Annotated in this window: 14 protein-coding genes; 9 read left to right on the top strand and 5 right to left on the bottom strand. The window is 64.7% G+C overall.

Features of this window, described 5'->3' with window-relative positions:
* Nucleotides 1-49 precede the first annotated feature (49 nt).
* Nucleotides 50-4972 (top strand): NEL-type E3 ubiquitin ligase domain-containing protein, encoded by a 4923-nt coding sequence (locus N0B28_RS15385; protein WP_275727278.1) that lies wholly within the window; start codon nucleotides 50-52, stop codon nucleotides 4970-4972.
* Between the two features lie 53 nt (nucleotides 4973-5025).
* On the opposite strand, the gene N0B28_RS15380 is transcribed toward N0B28_RS15385, so the two are convergent.
* Together N0B28_RS15380 and N0B28_RS15375 are read right to left on the bottom strand one after the other, a co-directional pair.
* The gene (locus N0B28_RS15380) at nucleotides 5026-5520 is read right to left on the bottom strand and encodes a DUF934 domain-containing protein (protein WP_275727274.1); all 495 of its coding nucleotides are present in this window, start codon (nucleotides 5518-5520) and stop codon (nucleotides 5026-5028) included.
* A complete protein-coding gene (locus tag N0B28_RS15375) occupies nucleotides 5504-7162 on the bottom strand; it encodes a nitrite/sulfite reductase (protein ID WP_043859916.1) in 1659 nt (552 codons plus the stop codon). Before N0B28_RS15375 ends, N0B28_RS15380 begins: the two co-directional genes overlap by 17 nt.
* Nucleotides 7163-7390: 228 nt before the next feature.
* Between N0B28_RS15375 and N0B28_RS15370 the strand changes: the two genes are divergently transcribed.
* Complete coding sequence (locus tag N0B28_RS15370) at nucleotides 7391-8473, top strand: ABC transporter substrate-binding protein (protein ID WP_058541135.1); 1083 nt, start codon at nucleotides 7391-7393, stop codon at nucleotides 8471-8473.
* Between the two features lie 272 nt (nucleotides 8474-8745).
* Here N0B28_RS15370 and N0B28_RS15365 read toward each other — a convergent pair whose 3' ends face one another.
* Nucleotides 8746-8958: a cbb3-type cytochrome c oxidase subunit 3 gene (locus N0B28_RS15365; RefSeq protein WP_275727272.1), complete on the bottom strand. Its 213-nt coding sequence runs from the start codon at nucleotides 8956-8958 to the stop codon at nucleotides 8746-8748.
* 10 nt (nucleotides 8959-8968) lie between these two features.
* Nucleotides 8969-10396: a cytochrome-c oxidase, cbb3-type subunit I gene (gene ccoN / locus N0B28_RS15360; protein ID WP_043863022.1), complete on the bottom strand. Its 1428-nt coding sequence runs from the start codon at nucleotides 10394-10396 to the stop codon at nucleotides 8969-8971.
* Between the two features lie 451 nt (nucleotides 10397-10847).
* On the opposite strand from ccoN, the gene N0B28_RS15355 reads away from it, so the two are divergent.
* The 7 genes from N0B28_RS15355 to N0B28_RS15325 all read left to right on the top strand — a co-directional run bounded on the left by N0B28_RS15355 (nucleotide 10848) and on the right by N0B28_RS15325 (nucleotide 18925).
* Nucleotides 10848-12464 carry a phosphopantetheine-binding protein gene (locus tag N0B28_RS15355; protein ID WP_054915445.1) on the top strand — a complete coding sequence of 539 codons (1617 nt, stop codon included), beginning with the start codon at nucleotides 10848-10850 and terminating at the stop codon, nucleotides 12462-12464.
* Complete coding sequence (locus N0B28_RS15350) at nucleotides 12451-14028, top strand: class I adenylate-forming enzyme family protein (protein WP_052504287.1); 1578 nt, start codon at nucleotides 12451-12453, stop codon at nucleotides 14026-14028. The genes N0B28_RS15355 and N0B28_RS15350 overlap by 14 nt, the downstream gene beginning before the upstream one ends.
* Before the next feature lie 58 nt (nucleotides 14029-14086).
* A complete protein-coding gene (locus N0B28_RS15345; RefSeq protein ID WP_043863019.1) occupies nucleotides 14087-15013 on the top strand; it encodes an alpha/beta hydrolase in 927 nt (308 codons plus the stop codon).
* 12 nt (nucleotides 15014-15025) lie between these two features.
* Nucleotides 15026-15712 (top strand): ribulose-phosphate 3-epimerase, encoded by a 687-nt coding sequence (gene rpe / locus N0B28_RS15340; RefSeq protein WP_043863018.1) that lies wholly within the window; start codon nucleotides 15026-15028, stop codon nucleotides 15710-15712.
* A 27-nt stretch (nucleotides 15713-15739) separates the two neighbouring features.
* Nucleotides 15740-16825, top strand: a complete 1086-nt coding sequence (hemE, locus tag N0B28_RS15335; protein WP_054915444.1) for a uroporphyrinogen decarboxylase — start codon at nucleotides 15740-15742, stop codon at nucleotides 16823-16825.
* Nucleotides 16818-17246 (top strand): MarR family transcriptional regulator, encoded by a 429-nt coding sequence (locus N0B28_RS15330; RefSeq protein ID WP_043863016.1) that lies wholly within the window; start codon nucleotides 16818-16820, stop codon nucleotides 17244-17246. The genes hemE and N0B28_RS15330 overlap by 8 nt, the downstream gene beginning before the upstream one ends.
* Nucleotides 17247-17425: 179 nt before the next feature.
* Nucleotides 17426-18925, top strand: a complete 1500-nt coding sequence (locus N0B28_RS15325) for an aldehyde dehydrogenase family protein (protein WP_058541132.1) — start codon at nucleotides 17426-17428, stop codon at nucleotides 18923-18925.
* A gap of 23 nt (nucleotides 18926-18948) precedes the next feature.
* Here N0B28_RS15325 and feaR read toward each other — a convergent pair whose 3' ends face one another.
* Nucleotides 18949-19857 (bottom strand): transcriptional regulator FeaR, encoded by a 909-nt coding sequence (feaR, locus tag N0B28_RS15320; protein ID WP_043863014.1) that lies wholly within the window; start codon nucleotides 19855-19857, stop codon nucleotides 18949-18951.
* Nucleotides 19858-19912 lie beyond the last annotated feature (55 nt).

Below are 19912 nucleotides of genomic sequence, written 5' to 3'. Positions count from 1 at the left end.
TGCGTCATGATGGGGTCTGCTTGGGGTTCAATCTACCCCGAGGACCATCATGACCACTCCCACCGATTCCACCCACACCTATGTCACCCCGGGGCCGCATGGCCCCTTCATCCATCAGCGCATGCCTGACTGGCTCAAGCACTCCACCCCTGCAAGTTTCGCGGCCCTGAGCCGGCCCTGGGGCGCCGAACAGCACCAGGGCGCAGGGGATGCGCCGGCGCCCTGGTTCAGCAATGCCCGCGAGGACCAGCGCCAGGCACTGCTCGCCTGCCAGCAGCGCGCCCGCGCCTGCGCCGACGCGTTGGCGCGTACCCTGCGCCCCCTCAAAGGCATCGTCGAGTTCGCCGAGCCGCTGCTCAAGGCCAGGCTCAAGCGCGACTTGCAGCGCGACGACGACGTCAACACCCACGAATTCGTGCACGTTACCCACGACACCGAACTGCTGGGCGCGCTGGTGCGCGTGGTGCCCAGGCGCCAGAGCCTGCTGCAGGCGGCGCTGCAGAACTTTGCCCGGGATGCCGAATTCGACGACGGTACGGCCCTGGCGGCCAAGGGCGCATTTTCCATGACGCTGGTACCTGGCAGCGAGCACGCGCCGCGCTATCGCTACGTTTACAGCAGCAAGCTGGCGGTGGCCCCGCGCGACTTTGCCCGCGTGTGCCATGAGCTGGACCTGGGCAAGCAGTACCAGGACCACCTGGCTGCGGTGTACGAGGCGCCGGCCACCCATGATCGGGTTCGCCGGCAGTCCATCGAGGCCTACAAGGCGCGCCTGCGCGTGCGCACCTGGATTGCGGCGATGAAGGGCGAGATTGGCGAGGCTGCCCGCAGCGCCTTGCTCGGTTGGCTCGATGGCACCGGTGCCGCCCAGTACAACGGCAAGCCGCTGGTGTTCAGCACCCTGGAAATGTTCGGCATTGGCTTGTCCGGTATCTGGGTGGCCAGTGCCGACCGCCTGCTCAGCGAGCAGACCGAGCCTGTGCTGGTGTATGTGCCTGGCGCGCCCCTGTACCCGCTCAAGGAATACCCGAGCATCGAGGCGTTCAAGCGCGACCTGCGCATCAACCTGATTTCGCCCGCCTATCAGCAGGCCATGCGCGGTTGTGTGGCACGGGCCGATGAAGAGCGCTTCTTCGGGCTGCTGGAAAGCAATCTGTTTCACCTGGTCGATGGCCAGCACGGGCTGCTGGAGCGCCAGCCCAACCTGGAGGCGGACCTGTACCTGCGTGAACACCGGGTGGAAGAAGACCTGTTTGAGTTGCAGCATCGACGCCTGATCGAGAAGGCCAAGGCTGATGCGCGGCACCTGGCCGTGCCCAGTGCCGACGCGGACGAAGCGGCCCGCGAGGCGCGCCTGGCGTACTGGGAAAGCATCGGTCTGAACGTGCTCAACAGCGCCGCCTTCTTCGTACCCGGGCTGGGGGAGGTGATGGCGGTGGTGGCGGCCGGCCAGTTGATCGGGGAGGTGGTCGAGGGCATCGAAGACTGGGAGGTGGGTGATCGCGAGCTGGCCATGGCGCACCTGCAGTCGGTGGCACTGAACATTGCATTCGCCGTGGGCCTGGGGCTTGCCCTCAAGCCGTTGGCCGTCGGGCCGGGCAGCGAGTTGCTGGAAGGCACAGTCCAGATCAGGCTGGCCAACGGGCAGTACCGGCTGTGGAAGCCGCAGCTGGAGCCCTATGCCGCGGATGTCGATCTGTCGGGGGTCGTGCCGGACCTTCAGGGGCGCTACAGCGTGGGCGACAAGACCTACATTCGTGTGCAGGGCCGCGCCTACGAGGTGGTCGGCACCGAAGCGGGCCAGTACCAGGTCCGCCATCCTCGCGATGACGCCTACCAGCCGCCGGTGGTGCACAACGGCGCCGGGGCCTGGCGCCTCGAGGCCGAAGACCCGCAGCAGTGGGAAGGCCTGACGTTGTGGCGGCGCCTGGGCCATCTGGTGGACGGCATGGGTGACGAGGACCTGCTGAACATGGCCGCCATCACCGGCATCGACGAGGCACGCCTGCGCCGCCTGCACAGCAACAACGAGCCTTTGCCGGCGTTGCTCGGCGACAGCCTGGTGCGCTGGCAGATGAGCCGCAGGGTGACGGATGTGATTGCGGCCATGCGCGACGGGCAACCACTGGCCACCGAGCTCGATGCCTTGCCCCTGGCCTTGCTCACACGCATGCCGGGTTGGCCGGCCGGCGTGCTGGTGCGGGTGATGGAGGACGGGCAGCTGGTCAAGGAGTACGGTACGCCGCTGAGCGCCGACAACCGGACCCTGTCGATCACGCGCCAGGAACTGGTCGACGGTCGCTTCCTGACAACGCTGCTGCAGGGCTTGACCGAACAGGAAGAGAAGGCCCTGTTCGGCCCCTACCTGGCCAGGACCGAGGCTGGTCGCCTGACGCAATTGCGTGAAGCCTATGCCCGTTACGCCAGCGTCAACCGCAGCCAGGTGTTCGACAGCCTCTACCGCGCCGACCCGGTGCAGGAGGTGGCGGGCATGGCGGTGGTACGCAAGCAGTTTGCCGGGCTGGCGTGGCGGCAGGCCAGAGAGCTGGTCGAGAGTGCCAGCGTCAGCGAGCGAGCGCAGCTCACCGCCAACCCGCCGCGGGTGCCGTTGCGCCTGGCCGAACAGGCCCGCTGGCTGGTGGAGCAGGCGCGCGTGGTGCGTGCCCGTGAGGGCCTCTACCTGGGCTACACCGATCGCCTGGACTGCCTGAAGGTTGCCATGGACCAGTTGCAGGCCTTGCCGGGTTGGTCTGGCGATGTGCTGTTGCAGGTACGTGAAGGCAGCCCGTGGGGCGATGAACTCAAGGCGGTCGGGCGCAGCACGGCCACCGGCACCAAGCGTATTCTCGCGCGGCTGGACGAAGGCTATCAGGCCTATGACAGCGAGCATAACGCGCTGGGCGGGGTGGAGCCGTTGTGCGCCGCCATGCTGCATGCGCTGCCCGACAGCGAGCGCGTGCTGCTGGGCCTGAACATCAACCAGGCCGACGCGTTGCGCCTGATGTTGGCCGAGAACGCCGCCAAGGATACGGCTGCGGTGCGTAGCAGCATCGGCGTGCGTCCGCGCACGCGCTGGTTCAAGCCGCCAATGCGCATGCTCGATGGCCAGATCGGTTATCCGCTCAGTGGCCGGCGCCCGTTCGGCAGGCCGCAGACGCCGGTGCAGCGGGCCCGGGCGCTGTACCCCGACCTGACCGTGGACGAGGTGCAGGCCTTTTTGCAGGAGCTAGGCGAGGGGCTCAGTGAGGAGGAGCTGCTGGTCAAGCTTGAGGGGCGGCGCCAGGAACTGTTCAAGCTGATCGATGAGCTGACCGCCTGGCGCAACGATCAGTCCGTGAGTTTCGCCGCCCGTGGCCACCGGGAGGTGGCGGCCGATCGCATCGAGCGTTGCTGGCGGCGCCAGTCCAGCCCGGTGATATCCGTTGAAGGGCGAACCGTCGGCTACACCCTCAACCTGTCGGAGACGCGCCTTGACGGTCTGCCGATTCTGAGTGCCGATTTCAGCCATGTGGCGTCGCTGTTCATGCGCGACATGCAGTTGAGTGAGTTGCCCGAGGCCTTTATCGAGCAGTTTGCCAATACGCGCTGGCTCAACCTTTCCAACAACCTGTTCAGCACCCTGCCTGCCGCGCTGGAAGCCATACCGCGCATCACCCGGCTGACGTTCAGCTACAACAGCCTGGTCATGGATGCTGCTGCCAATGCGGTGCTGGCCAAACTGGTTCGCCTGAGAATCCTCAACCTGGACCACAACCCCTTGATAACCGCGCCCGATGTTTCGACCCTGGCTGACCTGCGCGGGCTCAGGCTGCAGAACACGGGCATCAGTACCTGGCCGACCGGCCTGATGGACCTTGACATGCTCGAAGAGGTCGACCTGCGCGCCAACAACATTCAGGTGGTGCCGCAGGACGTGCTGGCGCCCGCAGCCGAGCGTGTCGATCGGGTGTTGAGGATCAATCGGGTCACCAGCCTGCACGGCAACCCGATCGATGCCGACAGCCAGGTCAGGCTGACGGTCTATCGTCAGCGCACGCGTATCAGCTTTGGCGTGACGCCGAACCTGCGCGTCCATTTTGCGCCCGAGCCGATGGCTGCCGGTGCCACGGCCTGGCTTGCCGGTGCAGATGCGGTGCAGGCGGCCGAACTGCAGGCGATGTGGGATGCGCTCAAGGCCGAACCGGGCACCGGCGAACTGTTCCGGCTGTTCGATGACCTGGGGGAGACGTCCGATTTTCGCGAGACCTACGCCGACCTCAAGCAGCGGGTGTGGGCGCTGATCAAGGCAGTGAGCGCCAACACGGCGCTGCGCGAGGAGGTACTGCAGACCCTGGACAGCGTGCGCAACTGTGGCGATGCGGTGATCCTGGTGTTCAGCCAGCTTGAGGTGCAGGTGCTGATCAATCAGGCCCTGGCGCTGGGTACCCAGCTGGGTGCCGAGTGGTCACTGATGAAGCTGGCGCGCGGGCTGTATCGTCTGGAGCAGGTCGAGCTGATTGCCCAGCGGGTCATCGATGCACGTGTGCGTGCTGGCACGGTGGTGGACGAGGTCGAAGTGCGGCTGGCTTACCGTACCGCGCTGACCGAGCCGCTCGAACTGCCGGGGCAGCCCAACACCATGCGCTACCGAGCCACTGCCCAGGTCACCGATGCCGATATCAAGGCTGCGCAGAAGGAGATCGAAGAGGGCGAGACGCCGGCAGTGCTCAAGGCTTCGATTGCCCAGCGCGACTTCTGGGTCAGTTACCTGAAGGTGCAGTATGCCGAGCGCTACCAGCGCATCGCCAAGCCGCTGCACGCCCGCATGGAGGCCTTGCAGGCAGATGCCGATGCCGGGCACATCACCGAAGCGGCGTACCTGCGCCAGAGCCACGTACTGCAAGCCAACCTGGCCAAGGAGGAGAAAAAGTTGCTGGAGACGCTGACGGCGGAAATCTGGAACAGCGTGCCCGACCAGGTCACCCGGTTGTAAATTCGACGCCACAAAAAAAGGCCCCGCAAGGGGCCTTTTTCATGGGGCGGTGTTCAGCGTCGACGGAACAGCGGCTGCGGCTCGTCGGTGGCGGCCTGGTAGGTCACCGAGAAGTCCTGCAGGCTCTGCAGCGCTTGGACCGGGTCCTTGTCGGCCCGCAGGGCGAAGGCGTCGAAACCGCAACGCTTCATGTAGAACAGCTGGTCGCGCAGCACGTCGCCGATGGCACGCAGCTCGCCGGTGAACTTGTAGCGGTCACGCAGCAGGCGCGCATTGGAGTAGTTGCGCCCGTCGGTGAAGGCCGGGAAGTTCAACGCGATGACCTGGAAGCTGGCCACGTCATCGCCGATTTCCTCGGCTTCCTCGTCGGCATCCAGCCACACGCCCAGGCCGCCGTCGCGGGCCTTGAGGGCATGGGCGTGCTCGCGCCACAGGTGCAGCGGCACGATGTAGTCGTCGCAGTTGGTCAGTTCGTCCAGGGTGACGTCCTTGGGCAGCAGGTGCCAGGTTTCGTCGACGATCTGGTTGCCCTTAATGATTCGCTGCATAGACGCGCTCCTTGAAAGGGTCGATGCCAATACGTTGGTAGGTGTCGATGAAGCGCTCGTCTTCAGTACGTTTCTCGACGTACACATCGATCAGCTTCTCGATCACGTCCGGCATGTCGTCCTGGGCGAACGAGGGGCCGAGGATCTTGCCCAGGCTGGCGTCGCGGCTGGCGCTGCCCCCCAGGGACACCTGGTAGAACTCCTCGCCCTTCTTGTCCACCCCGAGAATGCCGATATGGCCGACGTGGTGGTGGCCGCAGGCGTTCATGCAGCCGGAGATGTTCAGGTCCAGTTCGCCGATGTCGAACAGGTAGTCCAGGTCGTCGAAGCGGCGCTGGATGGATTCGGCGATCGGGATCGACTTGGCGTTGGCCAGCGAGCAGAAGTCGCCACCCGGGCAGCAGATGATGTCGGTCAGCAGGCCGATGTTCGGCGTGGCGAAGCCGTTTTCACGCAGCTCCAGCCACAGCGCGTGCAGCTGGCGCTGCTCGACGTCGGCCAGGATGATGTTCTGCTCGTGGGAGGTGCGCAACTGGCCGAAGCTGTAGCGTTCGGCAAGGTCGGCCACCGCGTCCAGCTGCTTGTCGGTCAGGTCGCCCGGCGCCACGCCGGTCGGCTTGAGCGACAGGGTAACGGCCACATAACCCGGCTTCTTGTGCGCCAGGGTATTGCGCGTGCGCCAGCGGGCGAAGCCGGGGTGCTGCTGGTCGAGCTCGGCCAGCTGGCTGTCGAGGTTGTCCAGCGCCAGGTAGTCGGGGTCGACGAAGTGCTTGGCCACGCGATGCACTTCGGCATCGGTCAGGGTGGTGCTGCCGCCGCGCAGGTGCTCCATTTCGGCGTCGACCTTCTGGGCGAACACCTCCGGCGTGAGGGCCTTGACCAGGATCTTGATGCGCGCCTTGTACTTGTTGTCACGGCGACCGTAACGGTTGTACACGCGCAGGATCGCGTCCAGGTAGCTGAGCAGGTCCTGCCAGGGCAGAAATTCGTTGATGAAGGCGCCCACCACCGGGGTACGGCCCAGGCCGCCGCCGACCAGCACGCGAAAGCCCAGTTCGCCGGCCGCGTTGTGCACCGGCTCCAGGCCGATGTCGTGCACTTCGATGGCCGCACGGTCGCTGGCCGAGCCATTGATGGCGATTTTGAACTTGCGCGGCAGGTACGCGAACTCGGGGTGGAAGGTGGTCCACTGACGCACGATTTCACACCATGGGCGCGGGTCGATCACTTCGTCGGCGGCAACGCCGGCGAACTGGTCGGTGGTGACGTTGCGCAGGCAGTTGCCGCTGGTCTGGATCGCGTGCATCTGCACCGTGGCCAGCTCGGCGAGGATCTCGGGGATGTCCTCCAGGGCAGGCCAGTTGTACTGCACGTTCTGCCGGGTACTGATGTGCGCGTAGCCCTTGTCGTAGTCGCGAGCGATTTTGGCCAGCATCCGGGTCTGGCGCGACGTCAGCTGGCCGTAGGGCACGGCTACCCGCAACATCGGGGCAAAACGTTGAATATAGAGGCCATTTTGCAGGCGCAGGGGGCGGAACTCTTCTTCGCTCAGCTCACCGGCCAGGTAGCGTCGGGTCTGGTCTCGGAACTGCTTGACGCGGTCCTCGATGATCCGCTGATCGTACTCGTCGTATACGTACATAGGGGTCCTGTTCTCAGGCTGCTTGCAGCTAATCGCGCGCACGGCCGCGCACTCCGGGGCGGAGCCGAGGCAAGATAGCAGTTTGCGTTTATGCGCAAAAGTGATGTTTTTGCATATGAAAAGAACTATATGGACTAAGTGAGACTGGCTAGCGTTTGGCTGTCACCTGAGCGTTGCCCGTGCCGTCGCGGTTATACTCGGCGCTTTGCGTTGCAGGAGCGTACTCGAATGCTCAAGGCCTTGTGCCTGTCGGTGTGGCTGGGCCTGTCGCTGGTGAGTGGCGCCCAGGCGGCCTCGGTGGTGTTTCTCAATCCGGGCAATGCCGACGAGACCTTCTGGGTCAGTTACTCGCGTTTCATGCAAGGCGCCGCGCAGAACCTGGGCATGTCCCTGCGTGTCGAGTACAGCGGGCGTGATCGCCAGCGTGTGTTGCATCAGGCGCGACAGGCGCTCCAGGGGCCGCAGCGGCCGGACTACCTGGTGCTGGTCAACGAGCAGTACGTGGCGCCGGAGATCATCCGCCTGTCGCGCGGCAGCGGGGTCAGGCTGTTTCTGGTCAACAACGGCCTGACGGTCGACCAGGCGCGCCAGGTGCACGAGTATCCGGACCGTTATCCGCCGGTCCTCGGCACCCTGACCGGCAACGACGAGGAGGCCGGCTACCGCATGCTCAAGACGCTGGTCGAGCAGTTGCCGCCCGCTGCCCTAGAGCAGGGCGTGGACCTGCTGGCGTTCTCTGGGTTGAAGCACACCCCGGCAGCGCAGTTGCGTGAGCAGGGCATGCACCGGGCGTTGGCCGAGTTGCCCGGCGTGCACCTGCGCCAGCTGGTGTATGGGGAATGGAGTCGCCAGCGCGCCTATGAGCAGGCGCAGTTGCTGGGTGCGCGTTATCCGCGTACGCAGCTGGTGTGGTCGGCCAATGACGAGATGGCGTTCGGCGCGATGCAGGCATTCGAGGAGGCCGGGCGGGTGCCGGGCCGGGATGTGCTGTTCAGTGCGGTGAACAGTTCGCCGCAGGCCCTGCAGGCGCGAATCGAGGGTCGATTGAGCGTGTTGATGGGCGGGCACTTTTCTCTGGGCGGGTGGGCCATGGTGCTGCTGCACGATGATGCGCAGGGCGTGCCGATCGGTCAGTTGCTCGCCCGGCCGCGGCCGGTGCCGGTGCTTCAGCTGATCGATGCGGTCAAGGCGCGGCGCTGGCTCACGCTTGAACAGCAGGGCGACTATGGGCTGGATTTCAAGGGGTTCAGCGCCGTTGGCAAGGCGCCAGGGTATCGATACCCGTTCCTGAAGGACGCGATGGACTACTAACCGACGAGCTGTACAAAAACCCTGCTTGAGCAAAGGGCATTGCTGGACTTAACTGCATCAGGTGCAGTGCATTCCCATAACCACAACAAGAGGCAATGCAATGGGAAATCCAAGCAAGGCAAGCAAGCCGGACAGCAGTGTCGATGCGTGGGCGATACTCTGCCTGATTGTACTGGTGGTCGTGACGGCGGTTTACTGGGTCAGTCATCAATAGGCCAAGCCGCAAGAGCGAATCAACCCGCTCTTGCGGACATGCCGGTGCAGCACCCCCCTCAAGCCTTCAGCAAGGCCTCCGGTGCCTCGGCAGGCACCGGTCGCCCGATGGCCTGCTCGACCCGGCGCGCCACCACCGGGTCATCGGCAAAGGGTATGAGGCTTGCCTGGTCATCCACCTGGTCGCTATGGCGCCTCAGGCAGGCGCTGGTGATCAGGTAGAAGAACACCAGTCCGGTCACGCAATACAACCCATATGTCCAGCCGTTCATTCGCTGCCCCTTACGCCATCTGCGCGTTGTCCAGTGCCAGTTTCGGGTCTGCCACGCGTACCGTGCGCCAGGTGTTCCAGGCCATCAGCAGCATCCCGCTCAGGAAGCACACGCCACCGACGAAGCGCACGATGAAGCCAGGGTGGCTGGCCACCAGTGCCTCCACGAACGAGTAGGTGAGGGTGCCGTCGTCGTTGATCGCGCGCCACATCAGGCCCTGGGTGATGCCGTTGACCCACATCGAGGCGATGTACAGCACGGTACCGATGGTGGCCAGCCAGAAGTGCAGGTTGATCAGCCCGATGCTGTACATCTTCTCGCGGCCGAACACCTTGGGAATCATGTGGTACAGCGCGCCGAAGGTGATCATCGCCACCCAGCCCAGCGCACCCGCATGCACGTGGCCGATGGTCCAGTCGGTGTAGTGCGACAGGGCGTTGACGGTCTTGATCGCCATCATCGGGCCTTCGAAGGTCGACATGCCGTAGAACGCCAGCGACAGCACCAGGAAACGCAGGATCGGGTCGCTGCGCAGCTTATGCCAGGCGCCCGAGAGGGTCATCATGCCGTTGATCATGCCGCCCCAGCTCGGGGCCAGCAGGATGATCGACATCGCCATGCCCAGCGACTGCGCCCAGTCGGGCAGGGCGGTGTAGTGCAGGTGGTGCGGGCCTGCCCAGATGTACAGGGTGATCAGCGCCCAGAAGTGCACGATCGACAGGCGGTAGGAATACACCGGCTTGCCGACCTGCTTGGGCACGAAGTAGTACATCATCCCCAGGAAGCCGGTGGTCAGGAAGAAGCCCACCGCGTTGTGGCCGTACCACCACTGCACCATCGCATCGGTGGCCCCCGCGTACACCGGGTAGGACTTGAACCAGCTGACCGGAATCGACAGGTGGTTGACCACGTGCAGCATCGCGATGACCACGATGAAGGCCCCGAAGAACCAGTTGCCGACATAGATGTGCGTGCCCTTGCGGCGCAGCAGGGTGCCGAAGAACACCACGCCATAGGCCACCCACACGATCGCCATCCACACCGCGCCGGTGAATTCGATCTCGGCGTATTCCTTGGTGGTGGTAAGGCCCAGGGGCAGGCTCAGCAGCATGATCACGATGGTTGCCTGCCAGCCCCAGAAGGTGAAGGCCGTCAGCCAGTCGCTGTAAAGGCGTACCTGGCAGGTGCGCTGCACCGCGTAGTAGCTGGCGGCAAACTGCGCGCTGCCGGCGAAACCGAAGATCACCAGGCTGGTGTGCAGGGGGCGCAGGCGGCCGAAGGTGGTCCAGGGCAGGTCCAGGTTGAGCTCCGGCCAGACCAGTTGCGAGGCGATCCATACGCCCATGGCCATGCCGACGATGCCCCACACCACCGTCATGACCACGAACTGCCGGACCACCTTGTAGTTGTAGGCCTGTGCCTGTTGATGAGTACTCATGGCTGTTTATCCGCGTTTCCTTCCTAGCCCACCCCCCGACGGGACGAGCACAGGCGCTGACTCTAGAAAGCCTGCCGCAGACAAAACAGACTCAGAAACAGGCCTTATATACGGATCAGATAAAAGCCCTGTATTCATTGGGAAAAAGCGCTACTGATCTGTAACAGGTGCGACATTTGAACGCTGTTATGCGGCCTAAATCGCCGTCAACGGGGTGACCATCGGCCGCAGCCAGGGTTCATTGGAATTATCTTGACATCACCGCGAAACGCAGTAGAGAATTTCACAAACTTTGCGCGCAAAGTTTTGCAGGCAGGGGCTTTCTGTCGTTGTTGCAGGCGTTGCGCGATCCGATACGACACTTAACGCGCCAGGGCTAACGGGACGACGCAGGTGCGCATCCCGCGCACGCATTCGGCACCGGAAAATATAATAACGAAGGGAGCAACAGATGAAGCTTTCCAAAGAATTGGTCCTCCAGGCAAAGGCGACATTCGGTACGCCTACCTACCTGTATGACGAGGCGGTGCTGCGCAGCAGTTTCAATGAACTGCGCGACGCCTTGCCCGACTGCGTGGATATCTTCTACGCGCTCAAGGTCAATCCGAATCTGTCGCTGGTGAAGCTGATCCGTTCGTACGGCGGCAACACCGAGGTCTGTTCGCTGGGCGAGCTGGAAATCGCCCTGAAGGCGGGCGTTGCACCCCAGGACATCATTTTCCTGGGCCCCTACAAGAAGCCCGAGGAACACCGCCGGGCGCTGGAAGTGGGGGTGTTCGCCATCGTCGTCGAATCCGAAACCGAACTGCGCGCGCTTTCTGCCCTGGCCGGCTCGCTGGGCTGTACCGCACCGGTGGCCATTCGCATCAATCCCAATTTCTCGGCCTCGGGCTCGCCCTGGAAGATGGGCGGGCGCCCGACCCATTTCGGTATCGAGGAAGACACCGCAGTGGCCAATTTCGGCCAGTACCTGGCGCTGCCCAATCTGCATATCAAGGGCATTCACGTCTACAACGGCACCAAGATCCTCGACGCCCAGTCGGTGTATGACAATGCCAGCTACATCCTCGACCTGTACCGCAACCTCACCCTTCGCTACGACCTGGACCTGAGCATGGTCGACGTCGGCGGCGGCCTGGGCATCAAGTACTACGAGAACGAAAAGGAACTCGACACCCGTCAGCTCAAGCAGCTGCTGGCGCCGCTGTTCGACAGTTTCCATCGCCAGTTCCCGCGTACCCGCATCATCGTCGAGTCCGGCCGTTTCGTGGCCGGCAAATGCGGCGCGCTGCTGGTCACCGTCGACAACATCAAGCACAACCACGGCAAGACCTTCGCCGTGACCGACGGCGGCACCAACTGCCACGGTGCCGCGGCGGGCAGCGGCCAGGTGCTCAAGCGCAACTTCCGCATCGTGCACGCCACCGGCAGCAACGGCGCGCCGCTGCGCGAGTACCATATCTCCGGCCCGCTGTGCAGCCCCGACGACCTGCTGGGGCGTGACGTGCGCATCGAGACCCTGAGCGAAGGCGACCTGCTGGCGGTGACGGCCTCCGGTGCCTATGGCCCCACGGCCTCGCCGACCCTGTTCCACAGCCATGGTCACCCGGCCGAGGTGATCGTCAGCCACGGCCGGCTGTTCCTGGCCAGGGCCCGTCAGACCGCACTGGAGATCCGCGACAGCCACGCCGACGTGGCGCTGGACGACATGCTCGCCGCCCCGGCCAGCGCACCTGCTGCCAGCAGCGCACCGGGCGTGACGGCCAGCGGCGCCACGCAGGCGCAACTGATCGAGATCCTGCGGGTGGTGCTCAAGCTGCCAGCCAGTACCGAGGTGCGTGCCGACTCGCACCTGCGTGACCACCTGGGGCTCGACTCGCTCACCTCGATGGAGCTGCTGGTCAGCCTGGAGGACGAGATCGAAGGCTTCTTCGTCAACCCCGACACCATTGCCCCCGGGCACTTCAATACCGTGACGACGCTGGCGCAGTACATCGACGCCAACCGCCAGAACGCCCCCGAAACCGCCTCGCAAGGCCAGCCAGAGGTACAGTATGAGCCGGTCTAGCGTGCTCCTGCAGCAGGTACTGGAGGCCAGCAACGGCCTGTACCCGCGCAAGGCGGCAGTCATCTATGCCGATGAAACCTACACCTATGCCGACCTCGACGATTCCAGTTCGCGGCTGGCCTCGGGCTTGCAGGCCTGTGGCCTGCAGCGTCAGGAACGGGTGGTGCTGTGCCTGGGCAACCGGGTAGAAACCATCTGTGCCTTCTGGGGTGTGCTCAAGGCCGGTGGCGTGGTGGTCAATGTCGGCCTGGAGACTCATGCCGAGGGCCTTGACTACATCGTGCGGGACGCCGAGGCCTCGGTGCTGATCACCACCTCGGAGAAGTTCGCCAGCCTGTCGGTGGACACCCCGAGCCTGCCGTACCTGCGCACCATCGTGCTGCTGGACGGCGAGGCCGACTCGGCGCTGACACGCACCTTCGAGGGTGTGCTGATGCAGGGCAACGGAGCTCCGGTGCCTTGCGGCACGCTGGACCTGGACCTGGCCGCGATCATCTATACCTCCGGGTCCACCGGCGAGCCCAAGGGCGTGATGCTGACCCATCGCAACATGCTCGCGGCGCTGTCGTCGCTGCACACCTACCTGGGCTACAACGACAGCGACCACGTGCTCTGCTCGTTGCCGCTGTCGTTCGACTATGGCCTGTACCAGATGATCATGGCGCTGAGCGCGGGCGCCACCCTGGTACTGGAAAAGGAATTCACCTGGCCGATCTTCCTGATCAAGAAGATCCGCCAGTACCAGATCACGGTCATCCCGTTCGTGCCCACCATGCTCATGCTGCTGCATGAGTACGCGAGCAAGCGCAACGCCAGTTTCGAGCACGTGCGCATGGTCACCAATACCGGCGCGGCGCTCAAGCCGCCGCACATTGCGCAGATGAAGGCACTGTTTCCGCAGGCGCAGATCTTCTCCATGTACGGCCTGACCGAGTGCAAGCGCTGCACCTACCTGCCGCCAGAGGACATCGACAGCAAGCCGGGCAGCGTCGGCATCGCCATTCCCAACACCGAGTTGTGGCTGATCGACGAGCACGGCCAGCGCATCGACCAGGCCCACCAGGTGGGCCAGTTGGTGATTCGCGGCGCCACGGTCATGGCCGGCTACTGGCGCAACCCGCAGGCCACGGCGAAAAAGCTCAAGCCCGGCCCCTATCCCGGGGAGAGCGTGCTGCATACCGGCGACTACTGCCACCTGGACGAAGACGGCTACCTGTATTTCGAAGGCCGGATGGACCACGTGATCAAGTCCCGCGGCATGAAGGTCAGCCCGGCGGAAGTGGAAGACTTCTTCTATGCCATGGCAGGCATCGACGCGGCAGCGGTGGTCGGTGTCGAGGATGCTGCGGCCGGCGAAGGGCTGTGGGCTTTCGTGACCTTGAGCCAGGGCGTCACGCTCAGCGCCGAGCAGTTGCTCGAACGCTGCCGCGCCGGGCTCGAGCCGCACAAGGTGCCACTGGCAATCAGTATCGAGCTCACCTTGCCGCGGACCGCCAACGGCAAGTTCGACCTCAAGCAGTTGCAACACACGGCACGCTCGGCACAGCTGGCGGCCGCCGGCTGACAGGCGCTGCGGGTGTTGCCCGTTACCTCGAAACAATGCTTACGCAGGGAGTATCTACATGCGTCTTGGCAATAAAGGCAGGGACCAGACCCTGGACGTCAACGGGCAGACGTTTGCCCTGCGGGTCTGGGGCGAGGAGGGGGCTCATCCGGTATTGGCCGTGCATGGCTGGCTGGACAACGCCGCCTCGTTCGAGCAGGTGGCGCCGTACCTGAAGGATTGCTTCGTGGTGGCACCGGACCTCGCCGGGCACGGACGCTCGGACCATCGGCGTGCCGACAGTGGCTACTATCTGTGGGAACATGCCGACGACATGAATACCCTGGTCGAGTGCATGGGCTGGAAGCGCTTTTCGGTGATCGGCCATTCCATGGGCAGCGGCATCGCGTCGATCCTGGGGGCGATGAACAAGTCCATCGACAGCATGATCTTCCTCGATGGCATGGGCGCTCCGTTCACCATCGCCGAAGAAGACACCGTGGAGCACCTGAAGAAGGCCCATCGCCTGATGCGCCTGGCCCTGCGCACCCGCCTGCATGGGTTCTCGGCCCCCGACAGCGTGCAGTTCAGCAGCGTCGAGGCGGCGGTCAACGAGCGGCGCAACAGTATCGACGGCCTGCTCTCGCCGGCCTCGGCACGCCTGCTGGCCATGCGCGACCTGCTCAGCGTGGGGGATGGCTACCGCTGGCGTCACGACCCGCGGCTGGTGCTGCCCGAACCGATGCAGCTGACCGAGCGTCAGGCCTGCGACTTCCTGCGCCAGATCAGTTGCCCGCTGCATGTGATGCTCGGGCGCCAGGGCCTGTTTGCCGGCCCGGAATTCGACAAGCGCAAAAAAGCGTTGCCCTGGGCCAGCCGTGTGCACTGGCATGATGGCGGGCACCATTTTCATCTCGAAGCGGCAAGTGACAGCCTGATCGCACAGATCAACACCGCCCTTGCGCAAAACGAGCAGGGCCCGGTGCGACGAATAGCCAATGAGTAACGGAGTAGGCGTGTGAAAGAGTTCTGGATTGCCCCGTCGATGCTGGCGGCCGATTTTGCCCGGTTGGGCGAGGAAGCCGAGCGGGTTCTGGCTGCCGGTGCCGACGTCATCCACATCGACGTGATGGACAACCACTACGTACCCAACCTGACCATGGGGCCGCAGTTCTGCAAGGCGCTGCGCAGCTACGGCATCACCGCGCCGCTGGATGTGCACCTGATGGTCACCCCCGTGGACCCGATGATCCAGGCATTTGCCGAGGCGGGTGCCGACTACATCTCGATTCACCCCGAGGCCACCGTTCACCTGGACCGCTCCCTGCAACTGATCAAGGATCTGGGGTGCAAGGCGGGCCTGGCCTTCAATCCGGCCACAGGGCTGGAGGAATGCAAGTATGTGTTCGACAAGCTCGACCTGTTGTTGCTGATGTCGGTCAACCCCGGCTTCGGCGGGCAGTCGTTCATCCCGGCGGTCTTGCCCAAGATCGAAGCAGCGCGCAAGCTTATCGATGCCAGTGGCCGTGACATCCGCCTGGAAGTGGATGGCGGGGTCAACCTTCACACCATCGGCCAGGTCGCTGCGGCCGGTGCCGACATGTTCGTGGCCGGTACGGCGATCTTTTCCCAGCCCGATTACCGCGCCACGCTCCACGCCTTGCGCAGCACGATTGCCGATGCCGCCCCGCGGCGCCAGTCATGAGCTGTGCAGTGAATTTCGCGAACCAGCATGAGTTACCCGTCCTTGCACAATAATACGTTTATCAAGGCCTTGCTGCGCCAACCCACGGCGCATACGCCTGTCTGGCTGATGCGCCAGGCCGGCCGCTACCTGCCCGAGCATCGTGCCCTGCGTGCCAGGGCCGGCTCGTATCTGGACCTGGTGAAGAACCCGGACCTGGCCACCGAGGCCAGCCTGCAACCGCTGCGCCGTTTCAGCCTGGACGCCGCCGTGGTGTTTGCCGACATGCTCAGCCTGCCCGACGCCATGGGGCTGGGCCTGTACTGCGTGAACGGCGATGGCCCGCGCTTTCGTCACCCCTTGCGTGACGAGGCGGCCATCGAGCGCCTGCGCGTGCCCGAACCCGAGGCGCTGGAGCACACCTACCAGACCCTTGCCCAGGTGCGTCACGAGCTGGAGGGCAAGGTGCCGGTGGTGGGCTTTGCCGCAAGCCCCTGGACCCTGGCCTGCTACATGGTCGAGGGTGGCCCGCCGGGCGACTGCCAGTTGATCAAGAAGATGCTGTACCGTCGCCCGGAACTGCTGCACCGGTTGCTCAAGGTGCTCGGTCACGCGGTGGCTGCCGACCTCAATGCACAGATCGAGTCCGGCGCCCAGGCGGTGATGCTGGTGGACAGCTTCGGCGGTGTGCTGGCCGACGCTGCCTATCGGCGTTTCTCCCTGTATTACCTGCGTGAAGTGCTGGCGCGCCTGCACAAGACCCAGCATGGCGTGCGCATTCCCTCCATCGTGCATACCCGTGGTGGCGCCCAGTGGCTCAGCCCGCTGGCCGACAGCGGCGCCGATGCGCTGGGCCTGGACTGGACGTGTGACCTGGCGCTGGCACGCCAGCTGGTGGGCAACTGCGTGGCGCTGCAGGGCAACCTCGACCCGGCCGTGCTGCTGGCAGACGAGGCGAGCATTCGCCGCGAGGTGCGACGCACCCTGCAGACGTTCGGACCACCGGCGGCCGGTTTCGGCCATGTGTTCAACCTGGGGCAGGGCATTTCGCCGGCCACTTCGCCAGAGGCGGTTGCAGTACTGGTCGACGCGGTGCATCACTACAGCCGCGTCGCGGGAGGTGTGCATGCTTGACCCGACGTTCGACTTCGACAAGATGCTGTGTTTCTCGCTGTATTCGACAGCCAACGCCATGGTTCGGGACTATGCCGAACCGCTCAAGCGACGTGGCGTCACCTACCCGCAACTGCTGGTGATGGCCGGGTTGTGGGGCAAGGATGATGTGTCGATCAGCGCCTTGAGCGAGCTCACCCTGTTCGACCTGGGCACGTTGACGCCAATCGTCAAGCGCCTGGCGGATGCGGGGTTCATCACCGTGTACCTGGACCCCAGCGACCGACGCCGACGCAACCTGCTGCTGACCGACAAGGGCCGTGAGCTCAAGGCCGAGGCGGCGCAGGTGTTCAGCAACATGGCGTGCAAGATCGACCTGGGCGAGGGCGAGGTGGAGCAGGTGCTCAACGTGTGCCACCGGATCCGTACCCGCCTGCGCTGACCCGCACCCATTCGCCAGCAAGGCCTGCTCCTGTAGGAGCCAGCCTTGCTGGCGAACAGCCACACCACCCACCACATTGGCACACCCGCCAACCTCCCTGGCAGCCAGCGAAACATCCCGCCTGCGGCGGCGCCATACACTCTCCTGGGATGTTCCCAACCATAACAAAAGGAGTGTTCATGACTGCCGGCACCGTACCCCTGCTAGCCAGTGTCCAGCGTTTTCTCGGACGCCAACACGGCCTGTACATCAATGGCGGCTGGCGGCCGTCCACCTCCAGCCAGACCCTTACCGTCTTCAACCCGGCCAACGGCCAACCCATTGCCGTGACCCCCGATGCCAGCGCCGAGGATGTCGACCAGGCCGTGCAATCGGCGCATCGGGCGTTCGTCAGTGGCGTGTGGGCGCGCCGCGCCCCGGCCGAGCGCGAGCGTATCCTGCTGCGCTACGCCGACTTGCTCGAACAGCACGGTGAAGAGCTGGCCCAGCTCGAAACCCTGGAACAAGGCAAGTCGATCAACATCGCCCGCGCCTTCGAAGTCGGCAGTACCCTGAACTGGATGCGCTACACCGCCGGCCTCACCACCAAGATCTGCGGGCGCACCCTGGATGTGTCGATCCCGGTGCCTGAAGGCGCCCGCTACACCGCCTATACGCGCAAGGAGCCGGTCGGCGTGGTGGCTGGCATCGTGCCGTGGAACTTCCCGCTGATGATCGGCATGTGGAAGGTGATGCCCGCCCTGGCGGCCGGCTGCTCGATCGTCATCAAGCCCTCCGAGATCACCCCGTTGACCCTGATGCGCATGGCCGAGCTGGCCACCGAGGCCGGCATCCCGGACGGCGTGTTCAACCTGATCACCGGCAGCGGCAGCGTATGCGGCAGCGCCCTCACCAGCCACCCGCGGGTGGCGAAGATCAGCTTTACCGGCTCTACCGCCACCGGCAAGCACATTGCCCGTTCGGCGGTCGACCGCCTGACGCGCCTGTCACTGGAGCTGGGTGGCAAGAACCCGGCCATCGTGCTGGCCGACGCCGATCCGCAGCAGGTGATCGAAGGCCTGATGATGGGCAGCTTCCTCAACCAGGGGCAGGTGTGCGCCGCCAGTTCGCGTATCTATGTCGAGGCGCCGCTGTTCGACCGCCTGGCAGCGGACTTCGAGCAGGCGATCAAGGGGTTGAGCGTAGGCCCGGGCCTGGACCCCAGCGCGCAGATCAACGCCCTGGCTTCCGGCGCGCACCAGCAGTCGGTGCAGGCCTACCTGGCCGATGCCCGCGAGCAGGGCGCGCAGATCATCAGCGGTGCCAGCGCGCCGGATGCCAATGGCTACTACGTCAGCCCGTCATTGATCCTCAACCCCGACGACAACCTGCGCCTGACCCGCAGCGAAGTGTTCGGCCCGGTGCTGAGCCTGACCCGCGTGGCCGATGTGGAAGAAGCGCTGGCCCGCGCCAACGACAGCGACTATGGCCTGACCGCCAGCCTGTGGACCACCAGCCTCAAGTCGGCCATGGACCTCACCCCGCGCATCGAGGCCGGCACCGTGTGGGTCAACAGCCACACCCTGATCGATGCCAACATGCCGTTTGGCGGCTTCAAGCAATCCGGTACCGGGCGTGATTTCGGCGTCGACTGGCTGGACGCCTTCACCGAGACCAAGTCGGTGTGCATCCGCCACTGAGGCGGCTGGCAGGCCGCAGGCGCTCAGCTGTAGCGCTTGCGGTACTCGCCGGGGGACACGCCGAAGCGCTGCTTGAACGCGGTGGTGAAGTAGCTGCTGTTGGAGAAGCCCCAGGTGTACCCCAGCGCCGACAGCTTGAGGGTCGACTGCGGGTTGCGCAGGGTTTCGGCGCAGATGTCCAGGCGCCGGTTCTTGATGTACTGCGCGATCACCAGGCCCTTCTTGGCGAACACCCGGTACAGCCCGCGCATCGACACGCCGATGTCCCGCGCGATCATCTCCGGGCACAGTGCCTCGTCGGCAATGTGCGTCTCGATCAGCGCCAGGCTTTTGCGAAAGATGCGTTCATGCGGGTCGGGGTTGCTGTCGCTGCCGCACAGTGCCGGGCGCATCAGGCTGATCAGCGCATCGATCACCGCTTCGCTTTCGGCCAGGCTCACCTCGTCCAGCTGGGTCGAGGACAACAGCATCTGCTGGGCGAGCAGGGCGACCGGCGAGCCGGCCGGGATCTTGCGCCCGATCTCCACCGGGGTGAAGCGCAGCAGCTGGTCGACCCGGTCGTGGGGCAGTATCAGCGAGATCTGCTGGGAGGCATCGCCAAAGGTGAAGTCGCTGGGGCGTGCACTGTCGATCAGCAGGATGTCCCCCGGCATCAGCACTTCGCGGGCGTCGTCCTGGGCCATGTTGGCCATGCCCTTGAGTTGGAACACCGCAAAGTACTTGTGTTCGCTGCTGCGCTGCACCTCGCGCGGCGTGCGCAGCAGCCGCGCGTGAGAGCTGCTCACGTGACTGAAGCGCAGGGCGCCCAGCTGGCGGGGGCGAATCTCACCGCTGAACGCATCCCCCAGCGCGGCACCGTCGAACTCGCCGCAGGCATGGTTGATGTCGGCCAGCCATTGCTGGAAGTGCTGCTGGGCAGTAGCGGTATTCATGGGTCACACCTCACACCTGGCATTGTTGTTAGGGTGCATGTGATGGCTGGGGGCA

The organism is Pseudomonas sp. SD17-1 (assembly GCF_029201585.1).
Taxonomy (GTDB): Bacteria; Pseudomonadota; Gammaproteobacteria; order Pseudomonadales; family Pseudomonadaceae; genus Aquipseudomonas; species Aquipseudomonas palmensis.
This window is presented reverse-complemented; position numbering and strand designations above follow the sequence as displayed.